Origin of the sequence: Ruegeria hyattellae, assembly GCF_041537925.1 — a bacterium.
Lineage (GTDB): Bacteria > Pseudomonadota > Alphaproteobacteria > Rhodobacterales > Rhodobacteraceae > Ruegeria_C.
Genome location: NZ_JBGOSH010000011.1, coordinates 152,003 through 169,555, shown reverse-complemented (window position 1 = coordinate 169,555; position 17,553 = coordinate 152,003). Strand labels below are relative to the sequence as shown.

Here is a 17,553-nt window from a genome sequence, read left to right as displayed (position 1 = left end):
CCATTCTTACCGAGTGGGCACGCAATTTTCGTTGAAAATCGCTGCCGCCCACCCGCCATGAAAACGGACAGCCTTAGCTGTCCATTTTCAAGGCGCTAATAAATGCCTCCTGCGGGATGTCGACCTTCCCGAACTGGCGCATCTTTTTCTTACCCGCCTTCTGCTTGTCCAGCAGTTTGCGTTTCCGCGTGGCGTCGCCTCCGTAGCATTTCGCGGTCACGTCCTTGCGCAGGGCGGACAGCGTTTCGCGCGCGATGACCTTGCCGCCGATCGCCGCCTGAATCGGGATCTTGAACATGTGGCGCGGGATCAGGTCCTTGAGCTTTTCGCACATGGCGCGGCCGCGCATCTCGGCCCGGTCGCGGTGTACCATCATCGACAGCGCGTCGACGGGTTCGTCATTCACCAGCACCGACATCTTGACCAGATTGTCCTCGCGATATCCGGTCATGTGATAGTCGAACGAGGCATATCCCTTGGTCACCGATTTCAACCGGTCGTAGAAGTCGAACACGACCTCGTTGAGCGGCAGATCATATACCACCATGGCGCGCGTGCCGGCATAGGTCAGGTCCTCTTGGATGCCGCGCCGGTCCTGACACAGTTTCAGCACGTCGCCCAGATATTCATCAGGAACAAGGATGGTGGCCTTGATGCGCGGCTCTTCCATATGATCGACCAGCGTCATGTCGGGCATGTCGGCGGGGTTGTGCAGCTCGGTCATGGTGCCGTCGCGCATGTAGACGTGATAGACCACCGACGGCGCGGTGGTGATCAGCTCGATATCGTATTCGCGCTCGATGCGGTCGCGGATGACCTCGAGGTGCAAGAGGCCCAGAAAGCCGCAGCGGAAGCCAAAGCCCAGCGCGGCCGAGGTTTCCATTTCAAAGCTGAAGCTTGCGTCGTTCAGCGCCAGCTTGTCGATTGCATCGCGCAGGTCCTCGAATTCTGAGCTGTCCACCGGGAAGAGGCCGCAGAACACCACCGGCTGCGCCGGTTTGAAGCCCGGCAGCGCGTCTTCGGTGCCGTTGCGGTCGTTGGTGATGGTGTCGCCCACGCGCGTATCGCGGACCTGCTTGATCGAGGCGGTGAGGAAGCCGATTTCACCGGGGCCGAGGCTGTCGACCATCTCCATCTCGGGGCGGAAGACGCCGACGCGGTCGACATGATGCAGCGTGTTGTTCGACATGAACTTGACCCGCAAACCCTTTTTCAGCGTGCCGTCCATGATGCGGACCAGAACGATGACACCGAGATAGGCGTCATACCAGCTGTCCACCAGCATCGCCTTGAGCGGCGCGTCGAGCTTGCCCTGCGGCGCCGGCAGATGGGTCACGATGGACTCCAGCGTCTCGTGAATGCCCTGCCCGGTTTTGGCTGAGACCTGAATGGCATCTGTTGCATCGATGCCGATCACATCCTCGATCTGTTCGGCCACGCGGTCACAATCGGAGGCGGGCAGGTCGATCTTGTTCAGCACCGGGACGATCTCATGATCGGCGTCGATGGCCTGATAGACATTCGCCAGCGTCTGCGCCTCGACCCCTTGGGTGCTATCGACGACCAGCAGCGAACCTTCGACCGCACGCATCGACCGCGAGACCTCATAGGCGAAATCCACGTGACCGGGCGTATCGATCAGGTTCAGCACATATTGCTCGCCATTGTCCGCTGTATAGTCGATGCGGACAGTGTTGGCCTTGATCGTGATGCCCCGCTCGCGCTCGATATCCATGCTGTCGAGCAGTTGTTCCTTCATGTCGCGATCCTTGACAGTCCCGGTCTCTTGAATGAGCCGGTCGGCAAGGGTGGATTTGCCATGGTCGATATGCGCGACGATGGAGAAATTGCGGATATGAGCGAGGTCTGTCATGGGTTGGGGATATGGAGGGGAACGCGAAGTTGGTCAAGCAGGATCGGGTCTTGCGAACAAGGGGCGCATTAAGGCGGCTGGCTAACAATTGCCGCCGTGCGACGCTATCGTCTAGTACCAATCAAGACTGATCCGGGCGGGTATGCGTATCCTGCATTCCGTCGTGGCTCTTTTGTCGAAAATGCAGAACGCACATGATCACCACAAAGGGCCACCATCCTATCAAAAAAATTGAAAACCCCAGAAAACTCCTGCCGCCCAGGACGGTTTCCGGGAAGTAAAACGCAAGATAGGCCAAGCCTACCCAAGCACACGAAACACCCACAGAGGTTGCAAATCCGGCTGTCGCCCAGAATGGCAATTTGCTAGGCTCTGATCTTCGCTCCTGCAAATCTTGCGCCTTTCGACCTTGGGAACTGGCCTCTGCTTGTAGAGTAAGTAACCCATCTGGGAGTTTTCAAGCCGGTCAGCAATCGTTCTGTGCATGGCAAAAGACGGTCTTGTTTGCATTTTGTGGTCAAACCAAGGGCGCGCGCGGCGACTTTCAGCCTTGTTTCTGTGCGCATTCCGTTGAAACTTGAGTGGTGTTCAGCGCTGGGGCATGCGAATGACCATGACCAAATCCATCACCGTGAAGATCACCGGTGGCGTGCAGGGCGTCTGGTTTCGGGGTTGGACGCGACAGGAAGCTGAGCGGTTGGGATTGGAGGGTTGGGTGCGCAATGAGGCGGATGGCTCGGTCGCAGCCTGTCTGTCCGGGCCTGTTGCGCGGGTCGACGAGATGGTGGCGCTCCTGCACATGGGGCCACCTGCGGCGCGGGTTGATTTGGTGGAGGTTTATCCCTCACCCGCCCCAAAGACGAAGGGGTTTGTCGTTTTGCGATGATTGGCCCGAGCGCGCGCTGCAGCGTCACCACCTGTCGTTAAGTGCAGCCCTGGGGTGACAAGGGCGTTGATCGGCGAATCACTTTGCGACATACTCTTTGTTAATTCGAATGGGGGCAAACTCCGTCGTGAAGTTTGAGGTGCGAGATGAAGAAGATTCTGACAGTCGTTCTATGCGCGGGCAGTCTGGCCGCGATGGCGCCATTGCCTGTGGATGCAGGTGCGATCAGCAAGGCATGCCGTGCCTCTGACCGGCCTGCGGCCAATACGCGGTTGTGCAATTGCATCCAGCGGGTGGCAAACCAATCGCTCAGCGCGGCGGAGCGGCGCAAGGTGGCCCATTGGTTCTCGGACCCGCATGAGGCGCAGGAAATCCGCATGTCCGACCGGAGCAGCGATGAACGACTCTGGCGGCGCTACAAGGCCTTTGGCGCGCGGGCACAGAATTCCTGCCGCTGATCGGTTCTATAGATGGACGGGGCAATGTCTTGTCCCTGATTGCCGCTCTGATTTCTTAAAACTTATACACTCGGCGCCCTCCCGCCGGGATTTCGACGATTTTCTTGACGCCCTCGCTGCAGGGGTTAAGAAAACCGGAAACTACGGGCGGAGATGACATGCTGACCAAAGGCGTGACATTGCGCGGTCTCGAAGTGTTCGAGGCGCTCGCGCGGACCGGATCGGTGGCGCAGGCCGCTGAAACCACGGGGCTGAGCCAGCCTGCCGTCAGCCAGCAGCTGCGCAATCTCGAAACGGCGCTGGGCATCGATCTGGTCGATCACGGCAAACGCCCCATGCGGCTGACCCCGGCAGGGCGATCCTTTCTGTCCCGCACCGAGTCGGCGCTGGGTGAACTGCGGCTGGCGCAGAGCGAATTGACAGTGATGGACCTGAGCCATCTGACCACACTCTCGATCGGATTGATCGACGATTTCGACAACGATCTGACCCCGCGCCTGGCCACTATGCTGGCCAACAGCCTGACGCAATGCCGGTTCAAGCTGATCACCGCGCCCAGCCGCGAGATCAGCGCGGCGATGCGCGCGCAAGACCTGCATATCGCGGTGGCCGCCAGCCCCGGTGAGCCGCTTGAGGGAGTCACAGAATATCCCCTGGTCAGCGATCCGTTCATGGTGGTGGCACCCAGGGGAATGGTCTCGGGCGATATGGCCGTCTTCGATCAGCTGCGCGACCTGGCCTTGCTGCGCTATACTGACGAGCAGCTGATCTGCCACCAGATCGAGGGTTATCTGACCCGGCAGAACCTGCATTTCGAGCATCGTTTCGAGATCGGCTCGCATCTGGCCCTGATGGCCATGGCCGGGCGGCGTCTGGGCTGGGCGGTGACCACGCCGCTGGGCTTCATGCGGGCGGGCCGGTTCCACGGTCAGATCGAAGCCTTCCCCCTGCCCACCGCGCCCTTTGCCCGAACTATCTCGCTTTTTGCCGGGGCCGATTGGGCCGACACGGTGCCACGCGATGTGGCGCAGATGATGCGCCGGCTGGTGCAAAGTCAGATGATCGACCCGGCAGTGACGCAGATGCCCTGGCTAGGCGATCAGTTCAAGGTCATCGCGGGTTGACTGGCAAGACGCCCTCGGACCTCGCGCGCCGGACACAGCAGGTCTATGAGCGCAATGCCGACTGGTTTGCACACACTCGGCCCCGGGCGTTGGTGGAAAAACCCTGGCTCGACCGGTTCGGTGCGCTGCTGCCGGATCGGGCCAGCATCCTGGACCTTGGCTGCGGGTCCGGCGAGCCCATCGCGACCTATTTCTTGCGGCTGGGGCACCGTGTCGTCGGGATGGATGCTTCAAATGCCATGATCCGCATCGCCCGGCAACGACACCCTGAAGGCGACTGGCGGCTTGGCGACATGCGGGGGCTGAATCTAGCCGAGCGGTTCGACGGAATTATCGGCTGGACCAGCTTCTTCCACCTGACGCAGGCCGAACAGCGGGACGTGCTTCCGGGCTTGGCCCGGCACCTGCGTACAGACGGCGCGATGTTGCTGACCGTGGGGCCCGAAGCAGGCGAGGTCGCCGGTAAAGTCGGAGATGACTCGGTGTATCACGCAAGCCTGTCGCCACAGGAATATACCGACATCCTTGCAGAGCACGGCTTGCAGGTCGTGGCCTTCACCCCGCAGGACCCAGAGTGTTACGGGATGACCTTACTGCTGGCGCAAAAGAGCGGTTGATTACTTGCCCCGCAAGGAGTTTTGCAGGCCTCGCGCGCCCTGCTCGATCAGATCAAGCGCCTGATCGAAATCGCGCGTGTAGTAGGGATCGGGCACGTGATCCATGCCGCTTTCAGAGGCAAAATCGGTTAACAGGCGTACGGACGTCGCGTGCCCCGCCGGGCGCTGGGCCTCGATATCGGCCATATTGCTTGCGTCCATGGCAATGATCAGGTCGAACAGATCGAAATCGGCACGCGAGAACTGACGCCCTCGCAAGTCCGACATGTCGATACCGCGCGCGCCGGCCGCCTCCTGCATCGGCGCATAGGGCGGCCTACCCACATGCCAATCCGATGTTCCCGCGCTATCGGTGTGGGCTTCGGGCATCAACGCTCGAAACACGGCTTCGGCGGCGGGCGAACGGCAAATGTTTCCAAGACAGACAAACAGGATACGATGGGTCATGGGTACGGCTCCTTTGCCGGACAGGAATAGACCAGAAAGACTGACATGGAAAAGATCGTGATCCTCACCGGGGCAGGAATTTCCGCAGAAAGCGGGCTGGGCACGTTTCGCGACGAAGATGGACTCTGGGCGCAGCACCGGATCGAGGATGTGGCCACTCCCGAGGGCTTCGCCCGAAATCCCGAACTTGTGCATGCCTTCTACAATGCCCGCCGCGTTCAGGCGGCAGCGGCCAAACCAAACCCCGCGCACACGGCGCTGGCACGGCTACAACGGCACTGGCCGAGCGAGGTCGTTATCGTCACGCAGAACGTGGACAGCCTGCACGAAGCCGCCGGAGCAGAGCGCGTGATCCACATGCACGGCTCGCTGGCCGGCGCGCTCTGCGCGGTGTGTGACCATCGCTGGCAAGCCCCGACCGAGATGCAAAGCGGGCAGCCCTGCCCCGTCTGCCAAGTCGCTGCCGGGCGGCCCGATGTGGTCTGGTTTGGCGAAATGCCGTACTTCATGGATGAGATATTCGATCACCTGGACAGCACCGACATCTTTGCTGCGATCGGCACCTCGGGCCAGGTCTATCCGGCGGCGGGCTTTGTACAGGGAGCACGGCGTGCGGGCGCTGCAACGGTAGAGATCAACCTGGACCCCTCCGACGGAGCCTCCGCCTTTGATCAAGTTGTGACCGGCCCTGCCACCAGCACGGTTCCCTCTTGGGTCGAGAACCTGCTGGCCAAAGCGCGCTGACCGGTCCGGGCACCGCCCCGGACCGACGCGCGGGCGACGGCCGCAGCGCGGCCCGAGACCGGGCGTCCCCGGTTCAACCATCGCTGTGGGTCTTGTGTTTCATAACACCATGATCGGGCTTGCGCTCCAGATCGACAAGGATGTCGATCTGCACCTCACCGGCCTGCTCGAAAATCAGCGTCACGGGAACCGTATCGCCATGCTCCAGCGATCGGTTCAGCCCCATGAACATCACGTGATCACCGCCGCGCGCCAGCGCGTGACTTTCACCCGCCGGGATCTCAAAGCCCTCTTCCACATGGATCATCTGCATCACCCCATCGCCGCTTTCGCGATGAGTGTGCAGTTCCACCCGTGACGAGATCTCGGCGGCAACCCCGATCAGGCGATCATCCTGATCGGTGTCGTTCACGATCACCATGAAGGCCGCACCGGCCTTGGCATTTTTACCCGATGCGCGGGCATAGGCATCTTCGACGCTGATACCGCCAGCAAAGGCAGTGCCTGCCATGGCGACAAAGGTGGGGACGGACAGGAGCAGGGATTTGAAAGACATGTGGTCTCTCCTTGGTCTGAGATCTGAAATCTTGGAAGTCCGAAGTCAGGCCACAAACGGGGGTGCGCGCGCCAGGGCATGGCCGGGTTGAACGCGCACAAGGACAAGTTCCAGGGAGACCGGCGGCGCGGATACCGGGGGTGGAGCGACACTGGGTTCCACCTCGACCAGTTCCAGTGCCCCGAGCAGAGACATCGCTTTGTCGGGGCAGTAATGCGGCGGCCGGGTGGGCTGACCTTCGGCATCGACATAGACCACGACTGGCCCGGTTCCGGTGCAAATCACCATCTGCCCGACCGAGGCTGAAACACCGCGCGACATGGCAAGCCCCTGCCCGGTCAGCGCCAGGAGCGCCGAGACCGCCAGAGCAAGGGAGATGCGCATCCGGTTTCTCATCGGCCTCCATATGAAAGAGCCGCCTTCCTTGCGCAAGCCTAATCCGGCCTGTGCAACAATCAGACGCAACTGCCTGGCCCACAAGAAAAGTCAGCCGGGCCGCCAGATCACAGGCCGAGGCACCAACGCATGATGGCCTTTTGCGCGTGCAGCCGGTTTTCTGCCTCATCGAAGATCACCGAATGCGGGCCATCCATCACCTCGGACGTCGCTTCCTCCTCGCGATGCGCGGGCAGGCAATGCATGAACAGCGCGTCGGGCTTGGCGTGGGCCATCAACTCGGCATTGACCTGATAGGGCCGCAGCATGTTGTGGCGGCGTTCCTTGGCCGATTGCGCGTCATGCATCGACACCCAGGTGTCTGCAACCACCAGATCAGCTCCCTCGACCGCCTTGAACGCATCGCGCTCGGTCACCACGGTCGAGCCTTTCTGACGGGCGAAACCGATGAATTCCTCCTCCGGGTCGAACTGGGCCGGGCCAGTGAAGGTGAAGTCAAAGCCGAACTGCCCGGCCGCGTGCAGGAACGAGGCGCAGACATTGTTGCCGTCGCCGGTCCAGACCACCTTCTTGCCCGCAATCGGCCCGCGATGTTCCTCGAATGTCAGAACGTCGGCCATGATCTGGCAAGGGTGGGTGCGGTCGGTCAACCCGTTGATCACCGGCACGTCGGCATATTCGGCCATCTCGGTCAGGATGGTCTCGTCAAAGGTGCGGATCATGATCATGTCCACATAACGGCTGAGCACTCGGGCGGTGTCAGCGATGGTCTCGCCATGTCCCAACTGCATGTCCTTGCCCGACAGCACCATGGTCTGCCCGCCCATCTGGCGTACGCCCACATCAAAGGACACCCGCGTCCGGGTCGAGGGCTTTTCGAAGATCAGCGCCACCATCCGGTCCTTGAGCGGCTGGTCTGCATCAAGCGCGGCTTTGGGTTGACCCAGGCGGGCCGTTTTCATCGCCCCAGCCTGATCGATCATGGCCCGCAGATCAGTCGCTTCGGTTTTGTGGATGTCGAGAAAATGGTTCATAGCGTTTCGTTTCTGACTGATGGCGGAGGTGGGGGCCAACCCCCACACCTCTGAGATTTTTGAATACAGAAGAGGGTCAGGCGGATGCGAGGCTGGCTTCGACCTGCACGGCAACCTTGTCGAGGCGGGTGAGCGCCTCGGCGATGTCGTCCTCGGTCAGGGTTAGTGGTGGCAACAGCCGAATCACGTTGTCGGCCGCTGGGACGGTGATGACCTGATTGTCATAGCCCGCATTCACCACGTCGATATTGGTGGCCTTGCATTTGATGCCCAGCATCAGGCCAGTGCCACGCACCTGGTCAAAGACCTCGGGATGTTCGGCGGCCAACCCTTCGAGCTTCTGGCGCAACAGACCCGCCTTGCGATTTACTTCGGCAAGGAATTCGGTGTCGGCGACATGGTCAATCACCGCGCAGCCCACCGCGCAGCCCAGCGGGTTGCCACCATAGGTCGAGCCATGGGTGCCCGCGGTCATGCCCGACGCAGCCTCTTCGGTGGCCAGCACCGCACCCAGCGGGAAGCCGCCCCCAATACCCTTAGCCACCATCATGATGTCCGGCGTGATGCCCGCCCATTCATGGGCAAAGAGCTTGCCGGTCCGGCCCACGCCGCATTGCACCTCATCCAGGATCAGCAACAGCTCATTTTCGTCACAAATCCTGCGCAGGGCCTTCATCTCGGCGTCAGGAACCGGGCGAATGCCGCCCTCGCCCTGTACCGGCTCGATCAGTATCGCTGCGGTCTTGTCGGTGATGGCGTTGGTGACGCCATCCAGATCTCCGAAAGTCAGAAGCACAAAGCCCGGCAGCAGGGGGCCGAACCCCTTGGTCATCTTTTCCGAGCCAGCCGCTGCGATTCCCGCCGAGGAACGGCCATGGAACGAGCCGTCGAAGGTGATGATCTCGACCTTTTCAGGCTGGTCCTTGTCGTGAAAATGCTTGCGCGCCATCTTGACCGCCAATTCGCAGGCCTCGGTGCCGGAATTGGTGAAAAAGACCGTATCGGCGAAGGTGTTGTCCACCAGTTTGTCGGCCAGCGCCTGCTGTTGCGGGATCTGGTAGAGGTTCGAAACATGCCACAGGTTCTGCGCCTGCCCGGTCAGCGCCATGACCAGCGCCGGATGGGCGTGGCCCAATGCGTTCACCGCGATCCCGGCTCCCAAATCTAGGAAACGTCGGCCATCCGCCTCGGTCAGCCAGGCGCCTTCGCCCTTCACAAACTCAAGCGGGGCACGGTTATAGGTCGGCAGAACGGACGGGATCATCGGATCATCCTTTTCATCTGGGGTGGGCCCAAGCGCGTGAAACACATGAGTGATACACCGGGGCCGGGTTCGTCAACTGATTTGGTGAGAGGGTGCGCCAAACTGGGCGCAGGTTCAAACGGGCCGGATCACGCGATCAGGCGTCGGCGTCGCTGCAGGCGAATATAGGTGCGTTTGAACATGGTGGCAGTGCATACCCAAGGATTTCCGGTTTGGAAACCCCTTATCGCGAGTGAAGACCGCGTCAGGCCTCGCGCCAGCGACCCAGCTTGCCCATGCCGCGGGTAAAGGCCCAGGCCAGAATACGTGGCATGCCCTTGGCGGCCAGTGCGTCGACACAATGGGCCTGAAACTCGGTCAGCGTGGCATCCGGGTGGCGGAACGCCCCATTGGTGTAACAAATCGAGCAATAGGTGGCGCTGCGGCTACCATCCGCCTCGCTGCCCCCACTTTCGGGGTCTTTCGACAGCGGCATTCCACAGCTTTGGCATCGGTCCGACATGACGTTCCTCATCCTGGCTTGCTTGCAGCAGGCATCTTTCATAGGATCAAAACCATGGAGTGGAGTCAATGGTTTTGCCATGCGGATCGGTGAACTGTCAAAGCGGAGCGGGCTAAGCCGGGACACGCTGCGCTTTTATGAGAAACAGGGGCTGATCCACTCACGCCCCGGCGCGGCGGCTACAAACAACTATCGTGACTACCCCAAGGACACGCTGATCCAGCTTGAACAGATCGCGGACGCGCAGGCTGCTGGCATGAGTATTGCGGACGTGATCCTGTTCCTGTCGCAGCTTGAGGCCGCAGACAGCGACGATTTCGATGGCGAGGCGTTTCTGCAGGCCCGGATCGACGAGATCACCTACCGCATAAAGCGGTCCGAGCGGTTTCTGGACAGCCTTCGCCGTGCGCAGCAGGTGTTGGCCACACCTCCGACGGAATCCTGAGGCCACTTTCCACTTGCGTCAGGGCGTGGCTTGCCTCACCGCTTGCGCATGACCCGTGCCACCCGCCAGAACCCAGCCCTTGCGGCCCTGCTGATCGTTGCCGCTTCGGTCTTTCTGGCGGGCACGACCCTGCTGGCCAAGGCGCTTGGCACGGAAGCGCTTGGCACGGCGCTGCATCCGATGCAGGTCAGCCACGGGCGGTTTCTGTTTGCGTTCCTGCTGATCGCCAGCGTGGTGCTGGCAACACGGCCCCGCTTGAGCCGGGTGCATTGGCGGCTGCATCTGGGCCGGACAAGTTGTGGCTGGATCGGCATCACGCTGATCTTTGCGGCTGTGGCCTATATTCCGGTAACCGACGCCACCGCAATCTCATTCCTGAACCCGGTCTTTGGAATGATGCTGGCCATTCCGCTATTGGGCGAGCGGGTCGGACCGGTTCGCTGGTTGGCGGCCTGCATTGCATTATTGGGCGCGCTGGTGCTGCTGCGCCCAACGCCTGCCAGTTTCCAGCCCGCAGCGCTGCTGGCGCTTGCGGCAGCGATGGTGATTGGGTTCGAACTGATCTTCATAAAGGCGCTTTCGGGGCGCGAACGGCCGATTCAGGTGCTGCTGATCAACAACAGCATCGGGTTGACCATCGCCACGGTCGCGGTGCTGCCGGTGTGGGAGGCACCAAACGGGGCGCAATGGGCAGCCCTTGCCAGCCTGGGTGGGCTGATGGCCTGTGCGCAGTTCTGCTTTGTGAACGGAATGGCGCGAGCGGATGCGTCTTTCGTGGCACCGTTCAGCTATGCCACGCTGGTTTTTGTCGCCCTGATCGACTTTGCGGTGTTCGGTGTGATCCCGGATGCGGTCAGCCTGACCGGCGCGGCGATCATTGTCGCCGGTGCGCTGTTGCTGGCCCTGCGCGAGGCGCGGCTGGCACGGGCCTGACTCGCCTCATGCCTTAAGGCGATAGCCGCTATTCAACATCCGCCAGACCATCGCGCAGACCGCCAATGTTACCAGCAGACAGATCGCAAGGCCCAGCACCGGTGAGCTGTCTGAAACCCCGATCACGCTGAACCGCACGCCATCAATCAGATAGAAGACCGGATTGATATGAGTGATCACGTTCAGTACCGGCGGCAGGGCTTGGACCGAATAGAAGGTGCCCGACAAAAACGCCAAGGGCGTGACAATGAAATTGGTGATCGCCGCCATCTGGTCGAACTTGGTGGCAAAGATCGCCGCAACCAGCCCCAGCGCGCCCATAAACACCGACCCCAGCGCGATAAAAACCAGCACCAGCAGCGGATGATGCGGGACCACACCCAGCACCAGCGCCATGCCGCTCGCGATGGCAAGCGCCACCAGAACGCCGCGCGCCATACCACCCGCCAGATAGCCCAGCAAGATCTCGGTCGCCGACAGGGGCGGCATCAGCGTATCGACGATATTGCCCTGCACCTTGGAAATCATCACCGAGGACGAGGTGTTGGCAAAAGCGTTCTGGATAACCGTCATTGTCAGAATTCCCGGCGCCAGAAAGGTCAGGAACGGCACACCCATCACATCGGGCCGCCCCGGCCCGATGGCGATCGAGAAGATCAGCATGAACAAGCCCGCCGTCACGAGAGGCGCAAGAATGGTCTGCGTCCAGACCGACAGGAAGCGAATGGTCTCGCGCTGCGCCAAGGTATAGAGGCCCAGCCAGTTCACCCGCCCGAAGCGGCGTTGGCCCAATGCTGAAGGGTCGTGCATGGTCTGGCTCCGAATCTGATGCCGATCTGCCTTGTAACTCAGGCGGCAGTGATTAGAATAGGGCGTCAGGTAATATTTCGAAGGCGGCGCCGTCAGGGGCCGCTTTCCCGCTTTGAAAGGCAAGCCATGTCCTGGACAGACGAGCGTGTGGAACTGCTCAAGAAAATGTGGGGCGAGGGCCAGTCGGCCAGTCAGATCGCCAAGGAACTGGGCGGTGTCACGCGCAATGCTGTGATCGGCAAGGTGCATCGTCTGGGCCTGTCGAACCGCACCGGCGGGGCTTCCCCCGCCAAGACCGAGCCAAAGGAAAAGCCCGCGCCAAAGGCCGAGGCAAAGCCGAAACCGGCACCCAAGACCGAACCGGCGCGCCCGATCCCCGAACCGGCTGCCGCCGCCGAGATCAAACCGCTGCCGCCACGCAAGCAGATCATTCCGGCTGGCCAGCCGCTGCCGCCGCAGCCTTCGGCCAATGAAATCAGCCCCGAGGCGCTCGCCAAGGTCAACGAGATCGAGAAAAAGGCCAAGAAGATCAGCCTGATGGAACTGACCGAGCGCACCTGCAAATGGCCCGTGGGTGACCCCGCCACCGAGGATTTCTGGTTCTGCGGCCTGCCCGTTCAGCAAGGTAAACCCTACTGCGAGGCGCATGTGGGCGTGGCCTTTCAACCGATGAGCGCTCGCCGCGACCGCCGCCGCTGAGGCACCATCACGAAAAAAATGCCCGACAGCCCGCGCCCGACCCTGCGTGGGCTGTTTGCGTTTCGAGGGGCTTGGTGCCGCGCTTCAGCGAACCCGAGGCTCGCACACACGCAATTTGGTCTTGAAGATATTGGCCTCGAACGGTTTCAGAACCGGAAAGACCACCGATCCGGCCGTCGCCCTTAGATCGGGAAAAAGCGCATCAAGCTCTCGCAGAGACTGCTCCGGCATGGCGTCGATTGTGCAGTCCCCGGGATAGAGCGATTCCGACCAGATCCCTTCAGCTTGCACCAATTCGTGCTGATCGAAGAGGATATGAACATATTCCACCCCGACCTCGGCAGTGTCCTGGCAGATCTGCACCCCGTCGACCAATGCCATGGCGGGGGCCAGCATAACGGGCGCTCCGAAACAGATTTCCAACTCGGCGGCGGTGACCAGCAGGCGGTGCTGCGGCGACACCTTGAGGTCACGCGCCGGGCGCCCCGGTCCGAAAGCACCCGCCTTGATTCGCACTGGTCTTAGATGCGGATTGCGCCGCAACTCCGTAGCGGTCAGCCTCCGCCTGCCTATCCAGCGAATCTGCTTGGCGGAACCGTTGGCGGTGATGACCGCATCGCCGGGTTTCAGCGTCTCGATCCGGCGCTCTCCGTCCGGGGTCAGGATCAGCGAGCCTACGACGAAACACACGAAATCCGGCAGCGTATCATATTCGGAGGGGCCCGCCGGTACGATGTTGTTGTTGGTATTTTCGATCGTCTCGCCAACGTCCACCGACCCCGCGGTCAAGATCATGTATTGTGTGCCTTGCCATTGCAACAACGTGAAAGTGACGGGATTCCCGGCAACATCCCCACTATAGGTTTCAAAAACCTGGAACGACGTTGAATCTCCGATGAAGCCGGGGATGCCACCTACAGCCAACTGCGGGTTGCCGTCTGCGTCGGGATTTTCAAGAAAGTCATCCGTATCGATAATATCGACCTGAAACGCGTTCAGCACCGTTACATCGGTGTTGCTGAGCGGGTCAGCATCCAGTTCGTAAATGGTTAGCTTCTTCATGTCCGCCCCCCATTGGAGTGCTGCTGGAAGACAATGTTACTCGGTGTTGATAGCCAAACGGTAAAACCTGCATACTACTCCGCGCAGACTACACTTTTATCGCAAACGCATAATCGAGACCTGCTACCATGTGTAAGCAGTGTTGCCAAACAACAAAAAAACGCCCGGTCCGGAACCGAGCGCTTGCGAGGTAGCTTGGGAAACGACAGGTCTGCTATTTGACCGGAGCAGCTGACTCGAAGTTTGGGATCGGGTTGGTTGATGCGGTGTCTGCTTCAATGCCGGGCCAGTTGTTTTGCGCCAGATCAATATTGCCGGGAATGTCCTCTTCCCAGAACATCACTACGTTCGGCGTGATATTCAGAAAGAGCTTGTCATCGACGATCCGCCACAGGTTCGGGTTGCCAGGCACCTTGCCGCCGCGCGAGACGCCATAGGCACAATGCCCGTCATATTGCGGTGCATAAAAGGCGGGATTGGCCTGGAACTTGTCGCGGTTTTCCGCATTGGCAAAGGCGAATGTCGCGCCGTTATATTCAGAGGTGAAAGCTGTGTTGCCCTTGATGCCTTCGGGCTGCGCCTCACCGACCTTTACCTGCGGCAGGTCGCGATAGGCCACAACATCGTAGCCTGACACGGCAAAGCCTGTGTCGTCGATGAATTGCGGTCCGGCAAAAGCGGGAAAGGCCAAGGCGGTGGCGGCGGCGGTCGCAAGGGCAAAGGCAAAACGTTTCATAAGGCGGGTCCTCTGAGGGGTTATGTCGCAATCAGGTGCCGGTGCATCACCGGCGTGACACTGACAATAGGGGCTTTGCGGCCCTTGCGAAGCCCCGCTCGCGGCGCTGTGACATGGCACGAGAATTCGTGAGCGCCGCCTACCGAAATGTTTCAATATGTCGGGTTATGCGACAGCCGGGGTTGGACTTTGGCCACCGCGGTATTAGCTGCGGGTCTCGGGCCGTTAATGCCCTGCAAGAAACGGATGACCTGCTGATGACCGATCAATCGACCTATACCCCTCCGAAGACCTGGACTTGGGACGCCGAAAGCGGCGGACGCTTTGCCAGCATCAACCGGCCTATCGCCGGTGCGACCCATGATAAAGACCTGCCAACCGGCGATCACCCGATGCAGCTTTATTCGTTGGCGACGCCAAATGGCGTGAAGGTCACGATCATGCTGGAGGAGTTGCTGGCGCTGGGTCATTCCGGTGCCGAATATAACGCCTGGCTGATCGATATCGGCGAGGGCGACCAGTTCTCCAGCGGCTTTGTCGGGGTCAATCCGAACTCGAAGATTCCCGCCCTTCTGGATCGCTCAGGCGATGACGAACTGCGGGTGTTCGAAAGCGCCTCGATCCTGTTTCACCTGGCCGAGAAATTCGGGAAATTCCTGCCAAAAGATGGTCCGGCGCGGACCGAGGTAATGAACTGGGTGTTCTGGCAAATGGGCAGTGCGCCGTATCTGGGTGGCGGCTTTGGCCACTTCTATGCCTATGCGCCCGAGAAATGGGAATACCCGATCAACCGCTTCGCGATGGAGGCCAAGCGTCAGCTCGATGTGTTGGAACGCGAGTTGACTGACAAGGACTATATTGCGGGCGATAACTATACCATCGCCGACATGGCGATCTGGCCCTGGTATGGGCAGTTGGTGCTCGGGCGGCTCTATGATGCAGCGGAATTCCTGGATGTTGCCAGCTATGAAAACGTGCTGCGTTGGGCCAAGAAGATCGACGCCCGTCCTGCGGTCAGCCGCGGACGGATGGTCAACCGGGCATTTGGTGAGCCGCATACGCAGTTGCACGAGCGCCATGACGCGAGCGATTTCGAGCATCGCACCCAGGACAAGCTGGAACCAGCGGCAGAGTGATCTGCCTCTTGGCGCGGCCCTGACCGGTCGCGCCTGCAGTGCCAGCGTATCTCTTATTTCAACACTGGCGGCTTTTCCGGGTCCATGCCCGGCGCCGCAGGTGGTGGTGCTGACGGCTCCGGCTGAGGCAGGTCAAAGCGCAACCCGTGACGGGCCAGCTTTGCCGCAACGGGATCGGTTGAGGCAAAGAAACCCACATCCATAGCTCCGGCTTCGATGCCTGAAAAGGTCAGCGCCTCTGAGGTCGCCTTGGCCAGCGCATCGCGCGCACCTTCATAGGCTTCCACGAACGCCAGAAGGTGACCGCGCCCGCCGCCCTGATAGGTCACACCAACCAGATAGGCCGCCTGAGCCAGACCACCGGCAGTGGCCAGCTTGGCGTCAAGCGCGTTCAGCAGACGATCCGGCAGACCCGCAGGCGCGTGCAGTTCGGCGATGTGGCCCTCGACCTGATCGGGTACCTGACCCAATGTATCCAGCAACCAGTCCACTGCCTCGGACGGTATCAGCTGGGCCGAGGGGGCCACATCCAGATTTAGGCCAAGCCCGATCCCCTGCCCCGCCAGCATCCCCACCAGTACCCGGCCAGACAGCGCGGCATAAGGCGCGGGTCGACCTGCGAACCGGGCCAGCCGATCCTCTCGATCAAATACCAAGACAAAGCGGCCATCGGCCACGTCAAACAACTCGGGCGAAATCTCTTCACCCTGCGCTTCCTGCGTCAGCAGCAAAAACAGCTCGCTATCCGCCAGTCGCTCAAAGAACCGCAGCCGCGCGCCATCGTCCGCTCCGTCCCGCTCCATCGCCGCATGGGCGGCATCCAGCGCCGTTTGATCAGTCATGTCTCACATCCCACAACTGCTGCGACAGAGCCGGCAGCAAATCAGCCTCAAACCAGGGGTTTTTCCTGAGCCAAGCCGTATTGCGCCAGGGCGGGTGGGGCAAGGTCAAAACCGAAGGCGCACGACCACACCACGCCGAGTCCCTCTCGGTCACGCCAATCCGTAGGAGTTGACCATTTGGTCAACCTAGCTGTTCAGTAGAGAATGAACACTGCGCTGTATGCGTGGCACGACGGTTGCCTCAAACCAAGGATTTTGTTTTAGCCAACGGTTGTTTCGCGGACTTGGATGCGGGAGGATAAAACCTCCGTCGTCGCACTCACTTGAGTGCCTTACCGCGTCTGCAACGGACATCCCTCTAAGCGATGGTGCATGCCACGCAATCGCATACGCGCCCAAAATCAAAGTGAGCCGTACGTCCTGTAGAGCCCGTAATACCGGAGCACGCCAAGTTGTCGCGCAAATTTGACGTGGCGGCTTGTCACCGCCAGCCCCTCCCCCGGGGAAACACAAACCCATTGGGAAAATGCCTACCTTTGGATCCGAATAAAACGTGTCCTTGTCGATTGCTAACCAGGTGCGTAGCCGATCACCTGAAGGATCATCGAAAGGACGCCCCTTGTTGTGCGTAATACGGCCGGGCGCCTGTCCAACAATCAGGATTCTTGCCTGTTCACTCAGCTGAAACAACGGATTGGGTCCAAGCGGCAAATCTCTACAAAGAGTGCAGGCACGCAATTCGGATTTCAGGGTTTCAAATTCACTCATCGATATAGCAGCGCATCCTAACGATAGTTGTTATACCTTGAAATCAACATTCGTCCAACGGGCGAAGCTGTTGCAAGAAGAAGATGATGTCGCGGAATTCCGGTCCCATGTTAGAGGCGGTTCTTCTGATGAAGGTGTTGCAAGCGTTGCATCTACCCCTCTAAGTCGCCCCTGCTTAGAATTTGCTTACTGTTGCATTCTACCAAAAACGAAAGGCATCA

General features: G+C 60.5%; 21 protein-coding genes. 9 read left to right on the top strand and 12 right to left on the bottom strand.

The window, feature by feature from the left end:
- Window positions 1–73 precede the first annotated feature (73 nt).
- On the bottom strand, window positions 74–1,873 hold the full coding sequence (lepA, locus tag AB1E33_RS22015; protein ID WP_372579392.1) for a translation elongation factor 4: 1,800 nt from the start codon (window positions 1,871–1,873) through the stop codon (window positions 74–76).
- 607 nt (window positions 1,874–2,480) lie between these two features.
- On the opposite strand from lepA, the gene AB1E33_RS22010 reads away from it, so the two are divergent.
- The 4 genes from AB1E33_RS22010 to AB1E33_RS21995 all read left to right on the top strand — a co-directional run bounded on the left by AB1E33_RS22010 (window position 2,481) and on the right by AB1E33_RS21995 (window position 4,958).
- Window positions 2,481–2,759 (top strand): acylphosphatase, encoded by a 279-nt coding sequence (locus AB1E33_RS22010; RefSeq protein WP_372579391.1) that lies wholly within the window; start codon window positions 2,481–2,483, stop codon window positions 2,757–2,759.
- 146 nt (window positions 2,760–2,905) lie between these two features.
- Window positions 2,906–3,217, top strand: coding sequence for a hypothetical protein (locus tag AB1E33_RS22005; protein WP_372579390.1), 312 nt, complete (start codon window positions 2,906–2,908; stop codon window positions 3,215–3,217).
- Between the two features lie 158 nt (window positions 3,218–3,375).
- Entirely contained in the window at window positions 3,376–4,341 is a 966-nt protein-coding gene (locus AB1E33_RS22000; RefSeq protein ID WP_372579389.1) for a LysR family transcriptional regulator, read from the top strand.
- Complete coding sequence (locus AB1E33_RS21995) at window positions 4,338–4,958, top strand: class I SAM-dependent methyltransferase (RefSeq protein ID WP_372579388.1); 621 nt, start codon at window positions 4,338–4,340, stop codon at window positions 4,956–4,958. Before AB1E33_RS22000 ends, AB1E33_RS21995 begins: the two co-directional genes overlap by 4 nt.
- Here the strand turns inward: AB1E33_RS21995 and AB1E33_RS21990 are convergent, their stop codons facing one another.
- Window positions 4,959–5,405: a low molecular weight protein-tyrosine-phosphatase gene (locus AB1E33_RS21990; protein WP_372579387.1), complete on the bottom strand. Its 447-nt coding sequence runs from the start codon at window positions 5,403–5,405 to the stop codon at window positions 4,959–4,961.
- Between the two features lie 45 nt (window positions 5,406–5,450).
- Here AB1E33_RS21990 and AB1E33_RS21985 point away from each other — a divergent pair, with 45 nt between their 5' ends.
- Window positions 5,451–6,149, top strand: a complete 699-nt coding sequence (locus AB1E33_RS21985) for an NAD-dependent deacylase (RefSeq protein ID WP_372579386.1) — start codon at window positions 5,451–5,453, stop codon at window positions 6,147–6,149.
- Window positions 6,150–6,222: 73 nt separating this feature from the next.
- Here AB1E33_RS21985 and AB1E33_RS21980 read toward each other — a convergent pair whose 3' ends face one another.
- The 5 genes from AB1E33_RS21980 to AB1E33_RS21960 all read right to left on the bottom strand — a co-directional run bounded on the left by AB1E33_RS21980 (window position 6,223) and on the right by AB1E33_RS21960 (window position 9,901).
- The gene (locus tag AB1E33_RS21980; RefSeq protein ID WP_372579385.1) at window positions 6,223–6,705 is read right to left on the bottom strand and encodes a copper chaperone PCu(A)C; all 483 of its coding nucleotides are present in this window, start codon (window positions 6,703–6,705) and stop codon (window positions 6,223–6,225) included.
- A gap of 45 nt (window positions 6,706–6,750) precedes the next feature.
- On the bottom strand, window positions 6,751–7,089 hold the full coding sequence (locus tag AB1E33_RS21975; protein WP_372579384.1) for a hypothetical protein: 339 nt from the start codon (window positions 7,087–7,089) through the stop codon (window positions 6,751–6,753).
- A gap of 119 nt (window positions 7,090–7,208) precedes the next feature.
- Window positions 7,209–8,135 (bottom strand): ornithine carbamoyltransferase, encoded by a 927-nt coding sequence (argF, locus tag AB1E33_RS21970; protein WP_372579383.1) that lies wholly within the window; start codon window positions 8,133–8,135, stop codon window positions 7,209–7,211.
- Between the two features lie 76 nt (window positions 8,136–8,211).
- Window positions 8,212–9,399, bottom strand: coding sequence for an aspartate aminotransferase family protein (locus AB1E33_RS21965; RefSeq protein WP_372579382.1), 1,188 nt, complete (start codon window positions 9,397–9,399; stop codon window positions 8,212–8,214).
- A gap of 244 nt (window positions 9,400–9,643) precedes the next feature.
- Window positions 9,644–9,901: a zinc ribbon domain-containing protein gene (locus AB1E33_RS21960; RefSeq protein ID WP_372579381.1), complete on the bottom strand. Its 258-nt coding sequence runs from the start codon at window positions 9,899–9,901 to the stop codon at window positions 9,644–9,646.
- Between the two features lie 79 nt (window positions 9,902–9,980).
- On the opposite strand from AB1E33_RS21960, the gene AB1E33_RS21955 reads away from it, so the two are divergent.
- Together AB1E33_RS21955 and AB1E33_RS21950 are read left to right on the top strand one after the other, a co-directional pair.
- Window positions 9,981–10,346 (top strand): MerR family transcriptional regulator, encoded by a 366-nt coding sequence (locus AB1E33_RS21955; RefSeq protein ID WP_372579380.1) that lies wholly within the window; start codon window positions 9,981–9,983, stop codon window positions 10,344–10,346.
- A 48-nt stretch (window positions 10,347–10,394) separates the two neighbouring features.
- On the top strand, window positions 10,395–11,279 hold the full coding sequence (locus AB1E33_RS21950) for a DMT family transporter (protein WP_372579379.1): 885 nt from the start codon (window positions 10,395–10,397) through the stop codon (window positions 11,277–11,279).
- 6 nt (window positions 11,280–11,285) lie between these two features.
- Here AB1E33_RS21950 and AB1E33_RS21945 read toward each other — a convergent pair whose 3' ends face one another.
- Window positions 11,286–12,089 (bottom strand): ABC transporter permease, encoded by an 804-nt coding sequence (locus tag AB1E33_RS21945; RefSeq protein WP_372579378.1) that lies wholly within the window; start codon window positions 12,087–12,089, stop codon window positions 11,286–11,288.
- Between the two features lie 126 nt (window positions 12,090–12,215).
- On the opposite strand from AB1E33_RS21945, the gene AB1E33_RS21940 reads away from it, so the two are divergent.
- The gene (locus tag AB1E33_RS21940; RefSeq protein WP_372579377.1) at window positions 12,216–12,788 is read left to right on the top strand and encodes a GcrA family cell cycle regulator; all 573 of its coding nucleotides are present in this window, start codon (window positions 12,216–12,218) and stop codon (window positions 12,786–12,788) included.
- 84 nt (window positions 12,789–12,872) lie between these two features.
- Here AB1E33_RS21940 and AB1E33_RS21935 read toward each other — a convergent pair whose 3' ends face one another.
- Window positions 12,873–13,850, bottom strand: coding sequence for a Hint domain-containing protein (locus AB1E33_RS21935; protein WP_372579376.1), 978 nt, complete (start codon window positions 13,848–13,850; stop codon window positions 12,873–12,875).
- Window positions 13,851–14,064: 214 nt separating this feature from the next.
- Window positions 14,065–14,586 (bottom strand): YHS domain-containing (seleno)protein, encoded by a 522-nt coding sequence (locus AB1E33_RS21930; RefSeq protein WP_372579375.1) that lies wholly within the window; start codon window positions 14,584–14,586, stop codon window positions 14,065–14,067.
- 257 nt (window positions 14,587–14,843) lie between these two features.
- Here AB1E33_RS21930 and yghU point away from each other — a divergent pair, with 257 nt between their 5' ends.
- A complete protein-coding gene (yghU, locus tag AB1E33_RS21925; RefSeq protein ID WP_372579374.1) occupies window positions 14,844–15,722 on the top strand; it encodes a glutathione-dependent disulfide-bond oxidoreductase in 879 nt (292 codons plus the stop codon).
- A gap of 53 nt (window positions 15,723–15,775) precedes the next feature.
- Here yghU and AB1E33_RS21920 read toward each other — a convergent pair whose 3' ends face one another.
- On the bottom strand, window positions 15,776–16,564 hold the full coding sequence (locus AB1E33_RS21920; RefSeq protein ID WP_372579373.1) for an SseB family protein: 789 nt from the start codon (window positions 16,562–16,564) through the stop codon (window positions 15,776–15,778).
- A gap of 186 nt (window positions 16,565–16,750) precedes the next feature.
- Window positions 16,751–17,332 (bottom strand): uracil-DNA glycosylase family protein, encoded by a 582-nt coding sequence (locus tag AB1E33_RS21915; RefSeq protein WP_372579372.1) that lies wholly within the window; start codon window positions 17,330–17,332, stop codon window positions 16,751–16,753.
- Window positions 17,333–17,553: the final 221 nt, after the last annotated feature.

Excerpts from the sequence above, each read along its gene's own strand:
- lepA (WP_372579392.1), bottom strand. The coding sequence starts at position 1,873 with ATGACAGACCTCGCTCATATCCGCAATTTCTCCATCGTCGCGCATATC.
- AB1E33_RS22010 (WP_372579391.1), top strand. The coding sequence starts at position 2,481 with ATGACCATGACCAAATCCATCACCGTGAAGATCACCGGTGGCGTGCAG.
- AB1E33_RS22005 (WP_372579390.1), top strand. The coding sequence starts at position 2,906 with ATGAAGAAGATTCTGACAGTCGTTCTATGCGCGGGCAGTCTGGCCGCG.
- AB1E33_RS22000 (WP_372579389.1), top strand. The coding sequence starts at position 3,376 with ATGCTGACCAAAGGCGTGACATTGCGCGGTCTCGAAGTGTTCGAGGCG.
- AB1E33_RS21990 (WP_372579387.1), bottom strand. The coding sequence starts at position 5,405 with ATGACCCATCGTATCCTGTTTGTCTGTCTTGGAAACATTTGCCGTTCG.
- AB1E33_RS21985 (WP_372579386.1), top strand. The coding sequence starts at position 5,451 with ATGGAAAAGATCGTGATCCTCACCGGGGCAGGAATTTCCGCAGAAAGC.
- AB1E33_RS21980 (WP_372579385.1), bottom strand. The coding sequence starts at position 6,705 with ATGTCTTTCAAATCCCTGCTCCTGTCCGTCCCCACCTTTGTCGCCATG.
- AB1E33_RS21975 (WP_372579384.1), bottom strand. The coding sequence starts at position 7,089 with ATGCGCATCTCCCTTGCTCTGGCGGTCTCGGCGCTCCTGGCGCTGACC.
- argF (WP_372579383.1), bottom strand. The coding sequence starts at position 8,135 with ATGAACCATTTTCTCGACATCCACAAAACCGAAGCGACTGATCTGCGG.
- AB1E33_RS21965 (WP_372579382.1), bottom strand. The coding sequence starts at position 9,399 with ATGATCCCGTCCGTTCTGCCGACCTATAACCGTGCCCCGCTTGAGTTT.
- AB1E33_RS21960 (WP_372579381.1), bottom strand. The coding sequence starts at position 9,901 with ATGTCGGACCGATGCCAAAGCTGTGGAATGCCGCTGTCGAAAGACCCC.
- AB1E33_RS21955 (WP_372579380.1), top strand. The coding sequence starts at position 9,981 with ATGCGGATCGGTGAACTGTCAAAGCGGAGCGGGCTAAGCCGGGACACG.
- AB1E33_RS21950 (WP_372579379.1), top strand. The coding sequence starts at position 10,395 with ATGACCCGTGCCACCCGCCAGAACCCAGCCCTTGCGGCCCTGCTGATC.
- AB1E33_RS21945 (WP_372579378.1), bottom strand. The coding sequence starts at position 12,089 with ATGCACGACCCTTCAGCATTGGGCCAACGCCGCTTCGGGCGGGTGAAC.
- AB1E33_RS21940 (WP_372579377.1), top strand. The coding sequence starts at position 12,216 with ATGTCCTGGACAGACGAGCGTGTGGAACTGCTCAAGAAAATGTGGGGC.
- AB1E33_RS21935 (WP_372579376.1), bottom strand. The coding sequence starts at position 13,850 with ATGAAGAAGCTAACCATTTACGAACTGGATGCTGACCCGCTCAGCAAC.
- AB1E33_RS21930 (WP_372579375.1), bottom strand. The coding sequence starts at position 14,586 with ATGAAACGTTTTGCCTTTGCCCTTGCGACCGCCGCCGCCACCGCCTTG.
- yghU (WP_372579374.1), top strand. The coding sequence starts at position 14,844 with ATGACCGATCAATCGACCTATACCCCTCCGAAGACCTGGACTTGGGAC.
- AB1E33_RS21920 (WP_372579373.1), bottom strand. The coding sequence starts at position 16,564 with ATGACTGATCAAACGGCGCTGGATGCCGCCCATGCGGCGATGGAGCGG.
- AB1E33_RS21915 (WP_372579372.1), bottom strand. The coding sequence starts at position 17,332 with ATGAGTGAATTTGAAACCCTGAAATCCGAATTGCGTGCCTGCACTCTT.